The sequence below is a fragment of the Streptomyces yatensis genome (genome assembly GCF_018069625.1).
GTDB lineage: Bacteria > Actinomycetota > Actinomycetes > Streptomycetales > Streptomycetaceae > Streptomyces > Streptomyces yatensis.
Genome location: NZ_CP072941.1, coordinates 7,622,454 through 7,641,173, shown reverse-complemented (window position 1 = coordinate 7,641,173; position 18,720 = coordinate 7,622,454). Strand labels below are relative to the sequence as shown.

Below are 18,720 nucleotides of genomic sequence, written 5' to 3'. Positions count from 1 at the left end.
TTGATTCGCCCGCCCGGCTACTCGATGTACCCGGTGTCGGGGTCCACCTGGCCGAGGAACTCCCGCGCGGAGTCCTCGAGTTGCCGGGTGCTGAGGGAGTCGGCCCCATGGACCCGGGTGGTGAAGCCGTATCCGGGGTTCGGCCCGGTCACCCAGGTGAAGTCGTAGGTCCCGGGTTCGCCGGGTCGCTCGGCGACGTCGAACCTCTCTCCGTCGACTGTCAACGTCCGCTCAAGGGTTTCTCGATCCATGCCCGTCAGTCTGCCCCGTCCGTGCCACGGCCCGGACGAGGCAGGGGCTGCCGCGTCGGGGGTGGTTATTCGCTCTGCTTCTCTCGTACGTGCAGGGCGCGGCGCAGGTCGTCGAGTTGGTCGGCGAGGCGGCGGCGGAGGGCGGGGAGGGCGTCGGGGTTCGCGAGGCATTCCTCGCCCCGTCGCAGGGTTTCGGCGTCCACGGTGCTCGGGAAGCCGAAGCGGGCGACGGTGTCGGCGATGGCGGGGCCGCGGCGGGTGCCCAGGGTGACGGCGGCCGGGAAGTAGCGCGGCACGTAGTCGGCCAGGACGTCGTGGTGCTCGGGCTGCCAGAAGCCGGCGAGGGTCGCGGTGACGAGGTAGTTGGAGAGTTCGGTCCCCTGGTCGTCCCTGTCAGGGGCGAAGAGGGTCTGCCACGCTGCCTCCTTGGCGGCGGCGTCGGGCAGGGCGGCCCGGCAGCGGGCGGCGCCCTCCTGGCCGGTGGCGCTGGAGTCGCGGGCGAGTTCGGCGTCGATGTGGGCGGGGCCGACGGCGCCGAGGACGGCGAGCCGGCCGAGGGTCTGCCAGCGCAGTTCGGGGTCGAGGGCGGGGCCGCCGGGGACGCTGTCGCCGTCGAGCCAGTCGGTGAGCTCGGCCGGGTCGGTGGCGCTGCCGATGAAGGTGCGCACGGCGGCGAGCCGCAGCCCGGCCCCGGTGCCGTCCTCGGTGCGGCGCAGCAGATCGCGGCAGGTGGCGCGGATGGCGGCCAGGGCGGCGGGGCGCCGGTCGGCGGGGAGGTAGCGGTCGGCGATCTGGGTGCGGGCGAAGGCCAGGACGCCCTGGACGATCGCTATGTCGGTCTCGTGCGGCAGATGGGCGCGGGCGGCCTCGAGGAACTCGGCGGGCGGGAGGTCGCCGTCGCGCACCATGTCGCGGGCGGCGTTCCAGACCACGGCGCGGCTGACGGCGTCGGGGAGGCCGGACAGGGCGCGGTGGACGGCCTTCCAGGAGCCGGGGTCGAGCCGGATCTTGGTGTAGGTGAGGTCGCCGTCGTTGAGCAGCAGCAGATCGGGGCGGGGCCCGGTGAAGGAGAGGCTGAGGGCGGGCTCGGCGCCGTCGAGGTCGGCCTCGACGCGTTCGCGCAGGACCAGCTGGTGCGGGGCGGCGGGCGCGTGGTCGTAGAGGCCGATGGCGATGCGGTGCGGGCGGCGCGTGGGGGCGTCGCCGTCCGGGCCGCCGCCCTGGTGGCGGATCTCGGCGCTCCAGCGGCCGCCGCCCGCGGTGACGACGGGGGCGAGGGTGTCGACACCGGTGGTGCGCAGCCAGCGGTCGGCCCAGGCGTGGACGTCGCGGCCGGAGGCGCGGGCGAGCGAGTCGATGAAGTCGGCGAGGGTGGCGTTGCCGAAGCGGTGCCTCGTGAAGTGGTCGTTGATGCCGTCGAGGAACGTCTTCTCGCCGAGCCAGGTGACGAGCTGGCGCAGCGCGGAGGCGCCCTTGGCGTAGGAGATGCCGTCGAAGTTGAGCCGGGCGGCGGCGGTGTCGGGGACCAGCTCGGGCTCGGGGGCGACCGGGTGGGTGGAGGGGCGCTGGTCGGCGTCGTAGCCCCAGTTCTTGCGGCGGACGCCGAAGTCGGCCCAGGTGTCGGTGTAGCGGGTGGTCTCGGTGAGGATCTGGTAGCCCATGTACTCCGCGAAGGACTCGTTCAGCCAGATGTCGTCCCACCACGTCATGGTGACGAGGTCGCCGAACCACATATGGGCCATCTCATGGGCGATGACCATGGCGCGGGTCTGGCGCTCGGCGTCGGTGACGGCGGAGCGGAAGACGAATTCGTCGCGGAAGGTGACCAGGCCCGGGTTCTCCATGGCGCCGCTGTTGAATTCGGGGACGAACGCCTGGTCGTAGGAGTCGAAGGGGTACGGCTCCTCGAAGATCTCGTGGTAGCGGTCGAAGCAGCGCCGGGTGATGTCGAAGAGCTCGTCGGCGTCGGCCTCGAGGTAGGGCGCGAGGGAGCGGCGGACGTGCAGCCCGAAGGGCAGCCCGGCGTGCTCGGTGCGCACCGAGTGGTACGGTCCGGCGGCCAGGGCCATCAGATAGGTGCTGATGGGCGGGGTGGGCGCGAGCTGCCAGCGGCCCTCCTCGGGGGCGCCGACGCGGGTGGCGATGCCGTTGCCGAGCACGGTCCACTGGGGCGGGGCGGTGACGCGGACGTCGAAGACGGCCTTGAGGTCGGGCTGGTCGAACGCGGCGAAGACGTCGTTCGCGTCCGCCATGCAGCACATGGTGTAGAGGTACGTCTCGCCGTCGGCGGGGTCGGTGAAGCGGTGCATGCCCTCGCCGGTGTGGGAGTAGCGCATGTCCGTCTCGACGCGCAGCTCGTGCTCGCCCTCGGTGAGGCCGGTGAGCGGAAGCCGGCCGTCCGCGAGCGCCTCGGCGATGTCGCCGGTGAGGTCGAGCTCGCGGCCGTCGAGTACGGCACGGTGGACCGCGGCCGGCGCGAGCTCGGCGAAGGTGTCCGCGCCCGCCTGGCGCGCGCTGAAGCGGATGGTCGTGGTGGAGCCGAAGAGCTCCTCCCCGCGGGTGAGGTCGAGGTCGATGGTGTAGCGGTGGACCTCGATCAGGCGGGCTCGGATCTGCGCTTCCTCGCGCGTCAGTACGGACATGGGGACATGCTGCCCTACGTGCGGCGGGCCGCACACGGGTGGGAAGTGGTTGCCCGGGGCGGACGGCCGTACGGGCGCACCACCGGAGTGCGCCCTGGGGGCCGGGGTCAGGAGCGGGCGATGGTCTCGTGGTGCCGGATGACCTCGGCGATGATGAAGTTGAGCAGCTTCTCGGCGAAGCCGGGGTCGAGCTTGGCGCTCTCGGCGAGCTGCCGCAGCCGGGTGATCTGGCGCGCCTCACGGGCCGGGTCGGCCGGGGGGAGCCGGTGGGCGGCCTTGAGGTGGCCGACCTGCTGGGTGCATTTGAAGCGCTCGGCGAGCATATGGACCACGGCCGCGTCGATGTTGTCGATGCTGTCACGCAACCTGGTCAGCTCGTCGAGGACGGACGGGTCGATCCCCTCGGGGTCGCCCGGCGTCGCCGGCTGCCCGGCGGTGTGGTCGCTCATGCTGTGCGTCATGCCTCCCGAGACTACTTTTTCTCGGGGCTCGGTTCCTCTCCGGGGCGCTTGGGCCTCAGCTCCGGGGCGCTTCGGCCTGCGTCTGCCGCCGCCGGGGGGGGCGGACCGAGCCCCCGCGGCGCCCTGTGCCCGGGCGCAGTGCCCGGGCCGGTCGCGGCCGGGCCCCGGACCGCCCCGACCCCTGTGGGGGGTTTCGGAACCGGCCCTCGAAGGGGCCCCGGAAGGGGGCGGGGCGGTCATGGTGGAGGGCCGCTCCCGAGGCGGTGTCTCCACCGTGGAGGAGTCGCCTGGGCGGGGGGAGGTTCCACTTCCGGGCCGGCTTTCGCGGTGGCCCGCTCCGGAGGGAGCCGTTCCGGGGCAGGGGTCTCCGGTGGGTCTTGGCGCCTGCGGCGGGCTGTTCCCCTCCCCGCCCCTTCCCGAAACTGGGGCTCCGCCCCAGACCCCCAAGCCGGGGCGGTGCCCGGGCCCCGAGCCAGGGCTCCGCCCCAGACCCCGAATCGGGACTTCCGCCCAGACCCTAAGCCAGGGCTCCGCCCCAGACCCCGAATCGGGGTTCTGCCCCGGGCCCCGGGGTCCAGGGGCGAAGCTCTGCCGCGCGGGTGGGACAGCCCGTAGGGTCTCCGCATGATCGCGACGCTTCAGTGCACCGTCATCGACTGTCCCGACCCCGCCGCGCTGGCCGCCTTCTACGGACGGATCCTGGGCTGGCGGGTGGACGACAGCGATCCCGAGTGGGCGACCCTGGCCGCCGAGGACGGCCGGCGGCTGGCCTTCCAGCTGGCGCCGGACCATCAGCCGCCGCGCTGGCCGGACCCGGCGCATCCGCAGCAGATCCATCTGGACTTCGACGTGGACACGATCGAGGACGCGGAGCGGGCGCAGCAGGAGCTGATCGAGCTGGGGGCGACGTTCCTGCACGACAGCGGCGGGGAGCGGTCCGGGTTCCGGGTCTTCAACGATCCGGCCGGGCACCCGTTCTGCATCTGCTACGGACAGAGCGGGCAGAGCTGAGGGCACAGCCACAGCTCGGAGAACCGACAGCACCGACAGAGCCGACAGAGCCGACAGAGCCGACCGGGGCCGGCCCGATGGCCGGACCCCGGTCAGCTCCTGGCGGAGGCGAGGCTGAGGAGGCGTCAGCCGCCGAGCTCGCTCGCGGCCGCCTTGATGTCCTTGGCGAAGGTGCTCACCTCGGTGTAGACGCCGGGCTTGCCGGGCCGCGCGCAGCCCTCGCCCCAGCTGACGATGCCGACCTGGATCCACTGGCCGCTGTCGTCCTTGCGGAACATCGGGCCGCCGGAGTCGCCCTGGCAGGTGTCCACGCCGCCCTGGGCCATCCGGCCGGCGCAGATCTCCTCGCCGGGCACGAGCTCGTCGTACGCGGACTTGCAGGTGGCGTCGTCGACGAACGGCACGGTGGCCTTGAGCAGGTAGCGCTGCTGGCCGCCGCCCTCGACGGCCGCGCCCCAGCCGGCGACGGTGAAGTCGCCCTTGTTGTACGCCGTGGTGTCGGCGATCTTCAGGGTGGGCTGGTTGATCGGCTTGGCGAGCTTGATGAGCGCCCAGTCCTTGCCGGTGCCGTTGTAGCCCGGGGCCTGGAGCACCTCGGTGGACTTGACCTTGATGGCGCTCGAGCTCTGGAGGTCGACGACGCCCCCGGTGGCGGTGATGGAGGTGTTGGCGCCGCTGCCGTCCACACAGTGGGCGGCGGTGAGCACGATGTCCTGGGTGTAGAGGGCGCCGCCACAGCCCATGGACAGCCGGACCATGAAGGGGAATTCGCCCTGGGCGGCACGGGTGCCGCCGACGACGGAGGGGCTCGGCTCGGGGCCGGTGGGCGCGGCGGTGGCGCTGCCGGGCGTGAGGCTGAAGGCAGCGAGGGCGACTGCGCCGGCGGCCGAGGCTCTCTTGAGGTGCTTCAGGGTCTTCCGCAACGGACTGTCCTTTCGTGGGGGGTTCGGCGCGCATGTCAGGCTCATGCCAAGCAAAAAATCCGGAAACCTCTCCGAAAGCCCGTGGATGAGCCGGTAAAACGCCCTGTGATTATGTGGAGCGGGTGAACGGGGTGACAAGGGTCGGTTTTCAGCCAGCGCGGCCTACCCGCCGCCCCGCCGAACGACCGTAAGGTTGAGATGAGACAGGGCGCACGGCTGGCGACGGGCACGGGGTGACGGCGTGGCGGCACCGGGCAGCGACATCGAGCACGGCTATCCCCACCTGGACACCGTCCGGGCCTCGATCACCGCGCTCTACCACCGGCTGTCCCGCGACACGGTGGACACCTTCGGGCTCAGCGTGCTCCCCGGCGATGTCGCCTTCTCCGACCAGGACGACCTCTACCTGGGCGTTCAACGGGTGGCCGGGGTGATGGTGCAGCATCTGCGGCTGCCCGACGCCCGGATGATCGTGAGCTTCCGGGAGATGCGGCACGCGGGAAACGTGGAGCTCGCCGCGGGCCCGGAGTACTTCATCGAGCTCAACTCCCGCTTCAAGACCCACCGTCGGGACATCGGCGCGGCCCTCGCCCATGAGGTCACGCATGTGTATCTGCACCGCCTCGATCTGTCGTTCCCCGGCACACGCGACAACGAGATCCTCACCGACACCACCGCCGCCTATCTCGGCACGGGCTGGTTGCTGCTCGACGCCTACCGCCAGGACTCGCTTTCCAGCCAGAAACTGGGCTATCTGACGCCGGAGGAGTTCGGCTACGTACTGGCCAAGCGGGCGCTGCTCTTCGACGAGGACCCCTCTCCCTGGTTCACCTCTCCGCAGGCGTACGAGGCATACGCCAAGGGGCTGGAGCTGGCGCGCCACGACCAGGCCCGGCCGCCGCTCGCCGCCGCCGGCTGGACCGGCCGCCGCCGCTACGCCAAGGACCGCCGGTCGGCCCAGTCCGGCGACCCCTCCCCCACCGGAGGCGACTACGCCTTCGACAGCGGCCCTCCGCTCAGCGTCTCCTTCCCCTGCCCGACCTGCCGTCAGCGCATCCGGGTCCCGGTGCGCGGCCGGGTGCGGGCCCGCTGCGGGCTGTGCCGCACGGTGCTGGAGTGCGACACCTGACGCGACACGCGACCCGGCGCATGGGGCGGCAGGTGACGCGGCACCTCACGCCACATCCGACGCGGTGCCGGTCCGGTCCGTGGCCGTACGGGCTTGGAGTGCGCTCGACGTCGTACGCTCGCCTGCATGAGCCCCTCCATCGCCACCAACACCCGTGTCGGCCTCGACGAACTGCTGGAGTTCGTACGCCCGCGCCACCGTGCGCTGCTGATGACCCGCCGGGCGGACGGCTCGCCCCAGGCGTCCCCGCTGACCTGCGGAGTCGACGACTCCGGCCGTATCGTCATGTCCACCTACCCCGAGCGCGCCAAGGTGCGCAACGTCAAGCGCGAACCGGCCGTGAGCCTCGTCGTGCTGTCCGACGAATGGAACGGCCCCTGGGTGCAGATCGACGGCACCGCCGAGGTGGTCGACACCCCGGAGTCCGTCGAGCCGCTGGTCGAGTACTACCGCAATATCGCGGGCGAGCACCCGGACTGGGACGAGTACCGCGAGGCCATGCGCAAGCAGGGCAAGTCGCTGATCCGGGTCACCCCCGAGCGCTGGGGCCCGGTCGCCACGGGCGGCTTCCCGGCCCGGCTGGTCGAGAACGAGGCGTGAGCACGCCGCGCGAGGCGTGAGCGCGGCCCCGCCGGCCTGAGCGCTCTACCCGCCCCCGTGCGACCCGAGCGCTCAGCACCGCCCCGCGCGCCCGTAGAGCACGATCCGCATCCCGGTGACGTCCCTGACGGCGCATCGGTGGAAGTGTTCCGCGAGCACCTCCCGTTTCACCCGCTCCTGAGGGGTGTCGTCCAGCGGCTGGCCGGGCGGGTCGTTCACCGTGACGATCCGCCCGGCCGTCAGCATCCGGGCCCGGATCCGCGGTGCGGGCAGCTCGATGCCGTGCAGTGTGCCCGAGGGGATCGCGTGCCGGGCCAGCGCCAGCTCCCGCAGGCCCCGGAAGTCCTCCGGGCCGGACATGATCGGCTCCCGGCGCCGCGCGGGCAGGAAGAGCACCCCGTCGCCGGGCCGCCCCAGCTCCCGTACGGCGCGCGCCGCCGCGAGGGTGTCGTCGAGCCGGCTCTGCGGGGTCCGCAGCTGGAGCGAGTACGGCAGCAGCGCCGCCACGGCGGCCACCGCCAGTCCCCCGGCCACTCCCCGTGGGACGGCGACGGTGCGCGACAGCGCGTCCAGCCGGGCGCCGATCAGCAGCGCGAGGCCGACGTAGACGTAGAGCACATACCGGTCGACGTAGAGCGGATGGAGATACGACACCGCCATCAGCGCGGCCGGTGGCAGGATCAGCAGTGCCAAGGCGAGGTCGCGCAGCGGGACGGGGCCCCGGGCGGGCAGCGGCCCCCGGGCGCAGACGAGGCCGATCAGGGCGAGCGCACCGAAGCCGAGCAGTTCCGGCGGGCCCGGCGCGGAGATCCAGCCGACCAGCGCCGCCTGCTGCTGACTGACGATCACCAGCGGTGCCAGCACCACGGCCACCACGGAGGCCGCCTGCGCCCACGCCCAGCCGGACCGCGCGCCCACCCGGGCCCGGTACAGCGCGACGCCGTGCGCGGCGACGGCCAGGATCGCGAACTCGTGCAGCAGACAGGCCAGCGAGGCGACGGCGGCGTAGCCGGCCCAGGTGCGCTTGCGGGGCCTGGCCACCGCGCTCAGCAGCAGATGCGTGGCCGCCACGACGGCGGCGCTGACCAGCGCGTACGACCGCCCCTCCTGTGCGTACCGCTGCACCGCCGGGGCCAGCGGGAAGACCAGCCCGGCGACGAGTCCGGCCCGGGGCCCGGCGAGCCGGTGGCCGAGCAGCCCCACCCCGGCCGCGGTGGCGGCCATGGCCAGCACCGAGGGGAGCCGCAGGGCGAGCAGCCCGCCGTCCCAGAGGGCGAAGACGGCGTGCATCAGCAGGTAGTAGAGGCCGTGCGCCACATCGGCGTTGCCGAGGAGGTGCCCGATCTCGCCGACGCTTCGGTGTGCGATCTGGTACGTCGTCGACTCGTCCCGCCACATGCTGTTCTCCCGGCGGATCCCCCACAGCCCGAGCGCCAGCGCCAGCCCGGCCGGGGCGAGCGCGACGACGGCCGGGCCGGGGCGACGGCGCACCGGGGGCGCCGGGTGGACGCGTGGGGCGCCCCGGGCCGTGTCGAGGGCGGGCGAGATGGCCATGGGAAAGGGGACTCCGATCGGAGCGGAAGGATGAGGAGCGGGGGAAGGGTGAGGTGCCGCGGCAGGCGCGGAGCCGCGGAAGGAGAAGAGCCGCGGGAAGGTGCGGAGCCGTCGTGGAACGGTGCGCCGGTCAGGCCCGTCTGCGCCCGATCCACCACACGCAGAACGCGGCGAGCGCGACGGCCACGGCCAGGCAGATCCCGGCCTGGATCCACTGCATCGGCCAGAAGTGGCCGATGGGGTGGTAGTCCTCGTACTCCTCGGCCAGCCGGCGGCGGTCGAGGCAGCGGAAGATGGCCGGCCACCCGCCGAGCCCCTTGCAGACCGACCCGTCGACCCTGGCACCGGTCCCGTCGAGATACCCCGAGCCGACGTACCACCCTCCGAACGGCGCCTCCGCGTGGACGTGGACGCCCGCCGTCACGGTGAGCCGGGGCATCAGATGCGGGCGCAGTTGCTGGAGGCCGTACACGACGCCGGCGGTGACGGCCAGGGTGCAGGCCATGGCGGGCAGCGTCCGCCGGAGCAGCAGGCCGAAGGCCGTGCCGAGCAGGAGGGACAGCAGGGACAGCGCCACGAAGGCCGGACCCATCACGTCGAAGGGCAGGGTGTCGCCCCAGTGGACGTCCGGGAAGGTGCCGCGCACCGGCCACCACCACCAGGTGAACAGCCCGGCCAGCAGGGTGGTGGCGGCCAGGGTGGCGACGACGGGGAGGGCGAGCGTGGCGATGAGCCAGCGCACCCTGCCGATCGACTGGGACCAGACGAGCGCGGCGGTGCCGCTCTCGAATTCGCGCGCGATCAGCGGGGCGCCGACGAAGGCCCCGATGACGGCCGGGATCGCGAGCATCAGCCGGGCGGTGTCGAGCAGCGCCGCACGGTAGGTCTCCAGCCGGACGAACGCGTCGGACAGCCTGTCCGAGGATTCCAGGGGCGCCCCATTGCAGTCGCGCCACAGCCGGCAGTCGGCGACGTCCCGGTCGTGGATCAGGGCGGCCATGCCGGTGCGCTGGTACACGAGGTATCCGGCGAGGGCGAGGATCAGCACGCCGCCCGTCACCAGGACGGTCCGCTGGCGGCGCCAGGCCAGCCAGAGCGCACCGCGCGGGCTCAGCGGGGAGCCGGTGTGCCGCGGCCTCGGCGGGGATCCGGTGTGCGGCGGGCCCGGGCGCGGGGCGGTAGCGGTCTTCACGCCGCCTCCTTCACCGCGGGCCGCCGCCGGATCCACCACACGCAGAACGCGGCGAGCGCGACGGCCGCGGCCAGGCAGATCCCGGCCTGCATCCACTGCATCGGCCAGTAGTGGCTCGCCGGGTGCAGCTCCTCGTACTGCCTGTCGGTGGCGCCGAACCGGGCGAGGCAGCGGTCCCAGCCGTCCTGGCCGATGGCGGACGAGCAGCGGTCCGAGGGGATCTTCGCCCCGGAGCGGGTCAGGAAGCCGTCGCCCATACCGCGCCAGGAGGTGAAGAAGACCTCGGTGGGGGTGTGCACGAAGTCGCCACTGGCGTTGGAGACGACCGTGCGCGGGGTCATCAGATGGGGGCGCAGGGCGCCGAGCCCGTACTGGACACCGGCGGTGGCCCCCAGGGTGACGGCCATGGCGGGCACGGTGCGCCGCAGCAGCAGCCCGGCCACCGCGCCCAGGAAGAAGGCCAGTGGGGCGAGGGCGACGGCCGCCGGACCGGTCGCGTCGAACGGTACGGCGGTGCCCCAGGCGATGTCCTGGAACGGGGTCCGGGCCGCCCGCCACCACCAGGTGTAGAGGGCCGCGAGGACCGCGGTGCCGGCCGTGACGGCGACCAGGGGCAGGGCGAGTTTGGCGATGAGCCAGCGGGTCCTGCTGATGGACTGGGTCCACACCAACTGGTGGGTGCCCATCTCCAGTTCCCGGGCGAACAGGGGCGCGCCGATGAAGACGCCGGTCAGCGCGGGCAGCGCGATGAGCAGCCGTCCGGTGTGGAGCAGCGGCGTGCGGTAGGTGTCGGTGAGGTGGCGGAGCGCGTCGATCGTCGGGTCGCCCCGCTCCAGCTGGGTCCGCCTGCCGTGGCAGAACCGCTTCCAGTCCGCGCAGCCCTCGATGTCGTGGGCCCGCAGATAGCCGACCATCCCGGCGCGCTGCCAGACGATGTACGCGGCGACCGCCGCGAGCACGGCGAGGCCGGCCCAGAGGGCGGCCCGGTGCTGCCGCGCCACCAGCCACACCAGCCCTCGGGTGCGGGGCCGGGCGCCGGAGGCGCCGAGCCGTATGCCGACCGTGCTCATGCCCCCACCTCCGTATCGGGCGTCCGCGTGCCGTCCGCGAGCAGCGGCGGGGCGTCGGGAGCGCGCAGATAGCCGAGCAGGACCTCTTCGAGGGAGGGTTCGGTGACGATCCAGCCGTCCTCGCTCGGGGTGCCCTCCGGGCGTATCAGCGCGGTGAGCTGACGGCCCGTCGTGCGGGTCTCGACCACGGTGTGGCGGGCGAGCGCGGCCGGTGTGCCGCCGCCGGTCTCGCTCGGGCCGGTGATGACGCGGTGGGCGGCCTGGATGTCGTCCGCCTCGCCCGCCAGGCGGATCCGGCCGCCGCCCATCAGCAGCAGGTAGTCGCAGACTCCGTCGAGTTCGGCGAGCACATGGGTGGAGATGACCACTCCCGTGCCGCGCTCGGCGGCCTCGGCCATCAGCACGCCCATCATCCGGTGGCGGCGCAGCGGGTCCTGATCGGACATCGGCTCGTCCAGCAGGAGCAGATCGGCGCGTTTGCCGAGGGCGAGGGCGAGGGCCACACAGGTGCGCTGGCCGCCGGAGAGCGAGCCGACGCGTGCGGACAGCGGCACCTCGGCCTCCTCCACCACCCGTTCGGCGGCCTTCTGGTCCCAGCGGGGGTTGAGCTCCCGGCCCAGGCGCAGGGTGTCGGCGACGGAGAAGCGCGGGTAGAGCGGCTTGTCCTGGGCGACGAAGGCGACGCGCTCGCGGGCGGCGGGCGCGGAGGGCTCCTGGCCGAAGACCCGCAGCGTGCCGGTGGTCGGGGTCAGCAGGCCGGCGGCGAGGGACAGCAGGGTGCTCTTGCCGGAGCCGTTGGGGCCCACCAGCGCGCAGATCCGTCCGGCGGGCAGGTGGAAGGCGACATCTCTCAGGGCCCAGCCGCGCCGGTACGTCTTGCCCAGCCCGGACGCCTCCAGCGCGCCGGCCGCGTCGTTCTCGTCGGTCACCGGTTCTCACCGTCTTCCTCGTGGCCACGCTCGCTGAGGGTGGCGGTCTCGCCGAAGCGCTCTTCGAGGACCGAGGCCACCAGCGCCGTCACGTCCTCGCGGTCCAGCCCGGCGGCGCGGGCCCGGTCGGTCCAGTCGGCGAGCTCCGCGCGCAGCGGCGAGTCCGCGGCGGCGCCGGGCCGGGCCAGCGACCGGCGGACGAAGGTGCCCAGGCCCGGCCGGGGTTCGACCAGGCCCTCGCGCTCCAGCTCGCGGTATGCCTTCAGGACGGTGTTGGGGTTGATGGCGGTGGCCGCGACGACCTCTTTGGCCGTGGGCAGCCGGTCCCCTGGCTGCAGCAGTCCGAGGCGGAGCGCCTGTTTGGTCTGCTGGACGATCTGCAGATAGGTGGCGATGCCGCTGCGCCGGTCGATGCGGTACTCGACCATCCGTCCACCACCCTTTCACTAATCAGTTAGTGGAATGATGGTGGAGCGCGCCCGGGGCAATGTCAACTCCTGAGCCGACGTCAACTCCTGAGCCGACGTCGGCCGCTGAGCCGACGTCGACCGGTGACCGAAGGCCGACCGGTGAGCGAAGGGCCGCAGACGCCACGCGGCGCCTGCCCCCTGGTCGGGTAGGGGGAAGGCGCCGCGCGGCCGGTCCGTACGCCGTTGTACGGGCGGAGATCCGGGAAGACCGGGGACCGGGTCAGACCATGAGGGCCCGGTCGGTGGGGCGGATCGGGGCGGGCAGTTCGCTGGCCCCGGCCAGATAGCGGTCCACCCCGCGCGCCGCGGAGCGGCCCTCGGCGATGGCCCAGACGATCAGCGACTGGCCGCGGCCCGCGTCACCGGCCACGAAGACACCCGGCACATTGGTGGCGAAGGAGGCATCGCGCGCGATGTTGCCGCGCTCGTCGAGCTCCAGGCCGAACTGCTCGACCAGGCCGTTCTTCTGGTCGGTGCCGGTGAAGCCCATGGCGAGGGTGACGAGCTGGGCCGGGATCTTCCGCTCGGTGCCGGGCTTCTGCTCCAGCTTGCCGTCCTTGAACTCCACCTCGATCAGGTGCAGCCACTGGACGTTGCCGTCCTCGTCGCCCTCGAAGTGGGTGGTGGAGACGGAGTAGATCCGCTCACCGCCCTCCTCGTGCGCCGAGGTGACCTTGTAGAGCATCGGGAAGGTCGGCCAGGGCTGGTTGGCGTTCCGCTCGTCGCCGGGCTTGGGCATGATCTCCAGCTGGGTGACGGAGGCGGCGCCCTGGCGGTGGGCGGTGCCGACGCAGTCCGCGCCGGTGTCGCCGCCGCCGATGACCACGACGTGCTTGCCCTCGGCGGTGATGGGGGCGGTGGTGAGGTCGCCCTCCTGCACCTTGTTGGCGAGCGGCAGGTACTCCATCGCGAAGTGGATGCCGTTCAGCTCCCGGCCGGGGGCCGGCAGATCGCGCGAGGTGGTGGCGCCGGCCGCGATGACCACGGCGTCGTACCGCTTGCGCAGCTTGGCGGCGTCGATGTCGCGGCCGATCTCGGTCTCGGTGCGGAACTTGGTGCCCTCCGCGCGCATCTGCTCGATACGGCGGTTGATGTGCCGCTTCTCCATCTTGAACTCGGGGATGCCGTAGCGCAGCAGCCCGCCGATGCGGTCGGCCCGCTCATAGACGGCCACCGTGTGACCGGCCCGGGTGAGCTGCTGGGCGGCGGCCAGGCCCGCGGGGCCCGAGCCGATGACGGCGACGGTCTTGCCGCTGAGCCGCTCGGGCGGCTGCGGGGTGACATCGCCCGCGTCCCACGCCTTGTCGATGATGGTGACCTCGACGTTCTTGATGGTCACCGCGGGCTGGTTGATGCCGAGCACACAGGCCGACTCGCACGGGGCCGGGCACAGCCGCCCGGTGAACTCCGGGAAGTTGTTGGTCGCGTGCAGCCGCTCGCTGGCCTCGCGCCAGTCCTGCCGATAGGCGTAGTCGTTCCACTCGGGGATGAGGTTTCCCAGCGGACAGCCGTTGTGACAGAACGGGATGCCGCAGTCCATGCACCGCCCGGCCTGCTTGCTGATGATCGGCAGCAGCGAACCGGGGACGTAGACCTCGTTCCAGTCCTTGACGCGCTCGTCCACCGGACGGGTCTCGGCGACCTCGCGGCCAGTGGTCAGGAAGCCCTTGGGGTCAGCCATTGATCGCCGCCTCCATCATCTTCTCGGTGGTCTCGGACTCGGAGAGCCCGGCACGCTCGGCGGCGTCCTTGGCGGCGAGCACGGCCTGGTACGTAGCGGGGATGATCTTGCTGAAGCGGGTGAGGGCGGTCTCCCAGTCGTCGAGCAGCGCGCTCGCGACCGTGGAGCCGGTCTCCTCGTGGTGGCGGCGCACCGCGTCGTGCAGCCACTGCTTGTCGGTGTCGTCCAGCGCGCCGAGGGCGCTGCGCAGCTCCACGTTGACGTTGTCCGGGTCGAGGTCGATGACATACGCGATGCCGCCGGACATACCGGCCGCGAAGTTACGGCCGGTGGGGCCGAGGACGAGCGCATGGCCGCCGGTCATGTACTCACAGCCGTGGTCGCCCACGCCCTCGGAGACGACCGTGGCGCCGGAGTTGCGGACGCAGAACCGCTCGCCGACCCGGCCGCGCAGGAACATCTCGCCGCCGGTCGCGCCGTAGGCCAGGGTGTTGCCCGCGATGGTGGAGTACTCGGCGAGGTGGTCCGCGCCCCGGTCCGGGCGGACGATGATCCGGCCGCCGGAGAGGCCCTTGCCCACGTAGTCGTTGGCATCGCCTTCGAGCCGCAGGGTGACGCCCCGGGGCACGAACGCGCCGAAGGACTGGCCGGCCGAGCCGGTGAAGGTGATGTCGATGGTGTCGTCGGGCAGGCCCGCGCCACCGAAGGTCCGGGTCACCTCATGGCCGAGCATGGTGCCGACGGTCCGGTTGATGTTGCGGATCGCGACCTGGGCGCGGACCGGTTGGGCGGCCTCGGCGCTCTCGGCGTTCAGCGCGTCGGCGGCCAGCTTGATCAGCTGGTTGTCGAGCGCCTTCGCCAGGCCGTGGTCCTGCGCGATCGCCTGGTGGCGGACGGCCCCCTCGGGCAGCTCGGGCACGTACAGCAGCGGTGCGAGGTCCAGTCCCTGCGCCTTCCAGTGCTGGACGGCGCGGGCGGTGTCCAGCAGCTCGGCGTGGCCAATGGCCTCGTCCAGGGTGCGGAAGCCCAGCTCGGCGAGGAGCTCGCGGACCTCCTCGGCGATGAACTCGAAGAAGTTCACCACGAACTCGGCCTTGCCGTTGTAACGCTCGCGCAGCACCGGGTTCTGGGTGGCGATGCCGACCGGGCAGGTGTCCAGGTGGCAGACGCGCATCATGACGCAGCCGGAGACCACCAGCGGCGCGGTGGCGAAGCCGAACTCCTCGGCACCGAGCAGCGCGGCGATGACCACGTCACGGCCGGTCTTCAGCTGGCCGTCGGTCTGCACCACGATGCGGTCGCGCAACCCGTTGAGCAGCAGCGTCTGCTGGGTCTCGGCGAGGCCGAGCTCCCAGGGGCCGCCCGCGTGCTTGAGCGAGGTGAGCGGCGAGGCGCCGGTGCCGCCGTCGTGGCCGGAGATCAGCACCACATCGGCGTGGGCCTTGGAGACGCCCGCGGCCACCGTGCCGACGCCGACCTCGGAGACCAGCTTGACGTGGATCCGGGCCTGCGGGTTGGCGTTCTTCAGGTCGTGGATCAGCTGGGCGAGATCCTCGATCGAGTAGATGTCGTGGTGCGGCGGCGGGGAGATCAGGCCGACGCCCGGGGTGGAGTGCCGGGTCTTGGCGACCCAGGGGTAGACCTTGTGGCCGGGCAGCTGGCCGCCCTCGCCGGGCTTGGCGCCCTGCGCCATCTTGATCTGGATGTCATCGGAGTTGACCAGGTATTCGCTGGTCACGCCGAAGCGGCCGGAGGCCACCTGCTTGATCGACGAGCGCCGGGCGGGGTCGTGCAGCCGGTCGGAGTCCTCGCCGCCCTCACCGGTGTTGGACTTAGCCCCCAGCTGGTTCATGGCGATGGCGAGGGTCTCGTGCGCCTCCTGGGAGATGGAGCCGTACGACATGGCGCCGGTGGAGAACCGCTTGACGATCTCGCTGGCGGGCTCGACGTCGTCGATCGGGATCGAGGGGCGCTCGCCCTTGAAGGAGAACAGGCCGCGCAGCGTCATCAGCCGCTCGGACTGCTCGTTCACCCGCTCGGTGTACTTCTTGAAGATGTCGTAGCGGCGCGACCGGGTGGAGTGCTGCAGCCGGAAGATCGTCTCGGGGTCGAAGAGGTGCGGCTCGCCCTCGCGGCGCCACTGGTACTCGCCGCCGATCTCCAGGGTGCGGTGGGCGGAGGGGACGCCGGAGGCGGGGTACGCCTTGGCGTGGCGGGCGGCGACCTCCTTGGCGACGACGTCCAGGCCCGCGCCGCCGATCTTGGTGGCGGTGCCGTGGAAGTAGGTGTCCACGAAGGACTCGTCCAGGCCGACGGCCTCGAAGACCTGCGCGCCCCGGTAGGACGCCACGGTCGAGATGCCCATCTTGGACATGACCTTCAGGACGCCCTTGCCGAGCGCCTTGATGAGGTTCTTGATCGCGGTCTCGGCCTCGACACCGGGCAGGAACGTCCCGGCCCGGACCAGGTCCTCGACCGACTCCATCGCCAGGTACGGGTTGACGGCCGCGGCGCCGTAGCCGATCAGCAGCGCGACATGGTGCACCTCGCGGACGTCGCCCGCCTCGACCAGCAGCCCCACCTGGGTGCGCTGCTTGGTGCCGATGAGGTGGTGGTGGACCGCGGAGGTGAGCAGCAGGGAGGGGATCGGGGCGTGCTCGGCGTCCGAATGGCGGTCGGAGAGCACGATCAGCCGGGCGCCGTCCTCGATGGCGCGGTCGGCCTCGGCGCAGATCTCGTCCAGCCGGGCGGCGAGCGCCTGACCGCCGCCACCGACCCGGTACAGGCCCGAGAGGTTCGCCGCCTTGAGGCCCGGCATGTCCCCGTCGGCGTTGATGTGGATGAGCTTGGCCAGCTCATCGTTGTCGATCACCGGGAAGGGCAGGGTGACGCTGCGGCAGGAGGCCGCGGTCGGCTCCAGCAGGTTGCCCTGCGGGCCCAGCGAGGAGATCAGCGAGGTGACCAGCTCCTCGCGGATCGCGTCCAGCGGCGGGTTGGTGACCTGCGCGAACAGCTGGGTGAAGTAGTCGAACAGCAGCCGCGGCCGCTCGGAGAGGGCGGCGATCGGCGAGTCGGTGCCCATCGAGCCGATCGGCTCGGCGCCGGCCTTGGCCATCGGCGCGAGCAGGACGCGCAGCTCCTCCTCGGTGTAGCCGAAGGTCTGCTGGCGGCGGGTGACCGAGGCGTGGGTGTGCACGATGTGCTCGCGCTCGGGGAGGTCGGCCAGGTCGATCAGACCGGCCTCGAGCCACTCGCCGTACGGCTGCTCGGCGGCCAGCTCGGCCTTGATCTCGTCGTCCTCGATGATGCGGTGCTCGGCGGTGTCGACCAGGAACATCCGGCCCGGCTGCAGCCGGCCCTTGCGGACCACCTTGGCCGGGTCGATGTCCAGGACGCCGACCTCGGAGGAGAGCACGACCAGGCCCTCGTCGGTGACCCAGTAGCGCCCGGGCCGCAGACCGTTGCGGTCCAGCACGGCGCCGACCTGGGTGCCGTCGGTGAAGGTGACACAGGCCGGGCCGTCCCAGGGCTCCATCATCGTGGAGTGGTACTGGTAGAAGGCGCGCCGGGCCGGGTCCATGGAGGGGTGGTTCTCCCACGCCTCGGGGACCATCATCAGCACCGAGTGCGGCAGCGAGCGGCCGCCGAGGTGGAGCAGCTCCAGGACCTCGTCGAAGGTCGCGGAGTCGGAGGCGTCGGGGGTGCAGAGGGGGAAGATCCGCTCCAGCCCCTTCTCTCCGAACAGGTCGCTGACCAGCTGGGACTCCCGGGCGCGCATCCAGTTGCGGTTGCCCTGGACGGTGTTGATCTCACCGTTGTGGGCGACGAAGCGGTACGGGTGGGCCAGCGGCCAGCTCGGGAAGGTGTTGGTGGAGAACCGGGAGTGGACCAGCGCGACGGCGGTGGCGAAGCGGCGGTCGGAGAGGTCCGGGAAGAACGGCTCGAGCTGGCCGGTGGTCAGCATGCCCTTGTAGACCAGGGTGCGGGCGGACAGCGAGGGGAAGTAGACCCCCGCCTCGCGCTCGGCGCGCTTGCGCAGCACGAACGCCATGCGGTCCAGGGCCACGCCGGTGCTGGTGCCGTCGGCGACGAAGAGCTGGCGGAAGGCGGGCATGGTGGCACGGGCCCCGTTGCCCAGCAGCTCGGGGGCGACGGGCACCTCGCGCCAGCCGAGGACGGTCAGGCCCTCCTCGGCGGCGAGCCGCTCGATGTGCTCCGCGGCGGCGGCGCTCTCGGCCTCGCCCTCCGGGAGGAACGCGATGCCCACCGCGTAGGCACCGGCCTCGGGCAGCTCGAAGCCGGTCACACTGGCCCGCAGGAAGGCGTCCGGAACCTGGACGAGGATGCCCGCGCCGTCGCCCGAGTCGGGCTCGGAACCGGTGGCGCCGCGGTGCTCGAGGTTCCTCAGCACGGTGAGAGCCTGTTCCACGAGCTCATGGCTGGCCTCGCCGGTGAGGGTCGCCACGAAGCCGACGCCACAGGCGTCGTGCTCATTGCGCGGGTCGTACATCCCCTGGCGGGCGGGGTGGGATGCGGAACGCATCGGCTCTCCCGTCGTCGTCATGGCATTTTGCGTGTGCCGAGGGACGACGTTGGCCCTCCGCGAGAATTTCGTGCAGGTTACATGATGGGTCGAATCTCGGGAAGCGGGAATTCCGTTCCATCATGCGGACACCCCAGGGGTGCGGCGATATCAGGCAATACGGGCAGTAGTGGATGGGGCGACCAGCGTCGCCATAGCGCGGACCGGGCGACTCTGCCCAAGCGCTTCCGGCTTATGCCCGCCCGCAAAAGATTCGAAACCGAG

The 18,720-nt window shown here is 72.2% G+C and carries 14 protein-coding genes; 3 read left to right on the top strand and 11 right to left on the bottom strand.

The features are described 5' to 3' along the window. Positions 1–17: 17 nt before the first annotated feature. The 3 genes from J8403_RS31855 to J8403_RS31845 all read right to left on the bottom strand — a co-directional run bounded on the left by J8403_RS31855 (position 18) and on the right by J8403_RS31845 (position 3,342). Positions 18–251, bottom strand: a complete 234-nt coding sequence (locus tag J8403_RS31855; RefSeq protein ID WP_211126184.1) for a hypothetical protein — start codon at positions 249–251, stop codon at positions 18–20. 65 nt (positions 252–316) lie between these two features. Next, a complete protein-coding gene (gene pepN, locus J8403_RS31850; RefSeq protein ID WP_211126183.1) occupies positions 317–2,893 on the bottom strand; it encodes an aminopeptidase N in 2,577 nt (858 codons plus the stop codon). Between the two features lie 107 nt (positions 2,894–3,000). After that, on the bottom strand, positions 3,001–3,342 hold the full coding sequence (locus J8403_RS31845) for a chorismate mutase (RefSeq protein WP_093470218.1): 342 nt from the start codon (positions 3,340–3,342) through the stop codon (positions 3,001–3,003). A 636-nt stretch (positions 3,343–3,978) separates the two neighbouring features. Here J8403_RS31845 and J8403_RS31840 point away from each other — a divergent pair. After that, on the top strand, positions 3,979–4,365 hold the full coding sequence (locus tag J8403_RS31840) for a VOC family protein (RefSeq protein WP_211126182.1): 387 nt from the start codon (positions 3,979–3,981) through the stop codon (positions 4,363–4,365). 125 nt (positions 4,366–4,490) lie between these two features. On the opposite strand, the gene J8403_RS31835 is transcribed toward J8403_RS31840, so the two are convergent. Beyond that, the gene (locus J8403_RS31835; protein ID WP_211126181.1) at positions 4,491–5,288 is read right to left on the bottom strand and encodes a S1 family peptidase; all 798 of its coding nucleotides are present in this window, start codon (positions 5,286–5,288) and stop codon (positions 4,491–4,493) included. A 241-nt stretch (positions 5,289–5,529) separates the two neighbouring features. Here J8403_RS31835 and J8403_RS31830 point away from each other — a divergent pair, with 241 nt between their 5' ends. Beyond that, a complete protein-coding gene (locus J8403_RS31830; RefSeq protein ID WP_211126180.1) occupies positions 5,530–6,417 on the top strand; it encodes a hypothetical protein in 888 nt (295 codons plus the stop codon). A 126-nt stretch (positions 6,418–6,543) separates the two neighbouring features. After that, positions 6,544–7,017, top strand: a complete 474-nt coding sequence (locus J8403_RS31825) for a PPOX class F420-dependent oxidoreductase (protein WP_078640871.1) — start codon at positions 6,544–6,546, stop codon at positions 7,015–7,017. Positions 7,018–7,089: 72 nt separating this feature from the next. Here the strand turns inward: J8403_RS31825 and J8403_RS31820 are convergent, their stop codons facing one another. From J8403_RS31820 to gltB, 7 genes are all read right to left on the bottom strand, one after another. Continuing rightward, positions 7,090–8,571, bottom strand: coding sequence for a glycosyltransferase family 39 protein (locus tag J8403_RS31820; RefSeq protein ID WP_211126179.1), 1,482 nt, complete (start codon positions 8,569–8,571; stop codon positions 7,090–7,092). Positions 8,572–8,701: 130 nt separating this feature from the next. Beyond that, positions 8,702–9,763, bottom strand: a complete 1,062-nt coding sequence (locus J8403_RS31815; RefSeq protein ID WP_211126178.1) for a transporter — start codon at positions 9,761–9,763, stop codon at positions 8,702–8,704. Continuing rightward, positions 9,760–10,833 carry a translation initiation factor IF-2 gene (locus tag J8403_RS31810; RefSeq protein ID WP_211126177.1) on the bottom strand — a complete coding sequence of 358 codons (1,074 nt, stop codon included), beginning with the start codon at positions 10,831–10,833 and terminating at the stop codon, positions 9,760–9,762. The genes J8403_RS31815 and J8403_RS31810 overlap by 4 nt, the downstream gene beginning before the upstream one ends. Beyond that, on the bottom strand, positions 10,830–11,762 hold the full coding sequence (locus J8403_RS31805) for an ABC transporter ATP-binding protein (RefSeq protein WP_211126176.1): 933 nt from the start codon (positions 11,760–11,762) through the stop codon (positions 10,830–10,832). The genes J8403_RS31810 and J8403_RS31805 overlap by 4 nt, the downstream gene beginning before the upstream one ends. After that, entirely contained in the window at positions 11,759–12,190 is a 432-nt protein-coding gene (locus J8403_RS31800; RefSeq protein ID WP_093461017.1) for a GntR family transcriptional regulator, read from the bottom strand. Before J8403_RS31800 ends, J8403_RS31805 begins: the two co-directional genes overlap by 4 nt. 262 nt (positions 12,191–12,452) lie before the next feature. After that, positions 12,453–13,913, bottom strand: a complete 1,461-nt coding sequence (locus J8403_RS31795) for a glutamate synthase subunit beta (RefSeq protein ID WP_211126175.1) — start codon at positions 13,911–13,913, stop codon at positions 12,453–12,455. Continuing rightward, positions 13,906–18,456, bottom strand: a complete 4,551-nt coding sequence (gene gltB, locus J8403_RS31790; RefSeq protein ID WP_211126174.1) for a glutamate synthase large subunit — start codon at positions 18,454–18,456, stop codon at positions 13,906–13,908. The genes J8403_RS31795 and gltB overlap by 8 nt, the downstream gene beginning before the upstream one ends. Positions 18,457–18,720 lie beyond the last annotated feature (264 nt).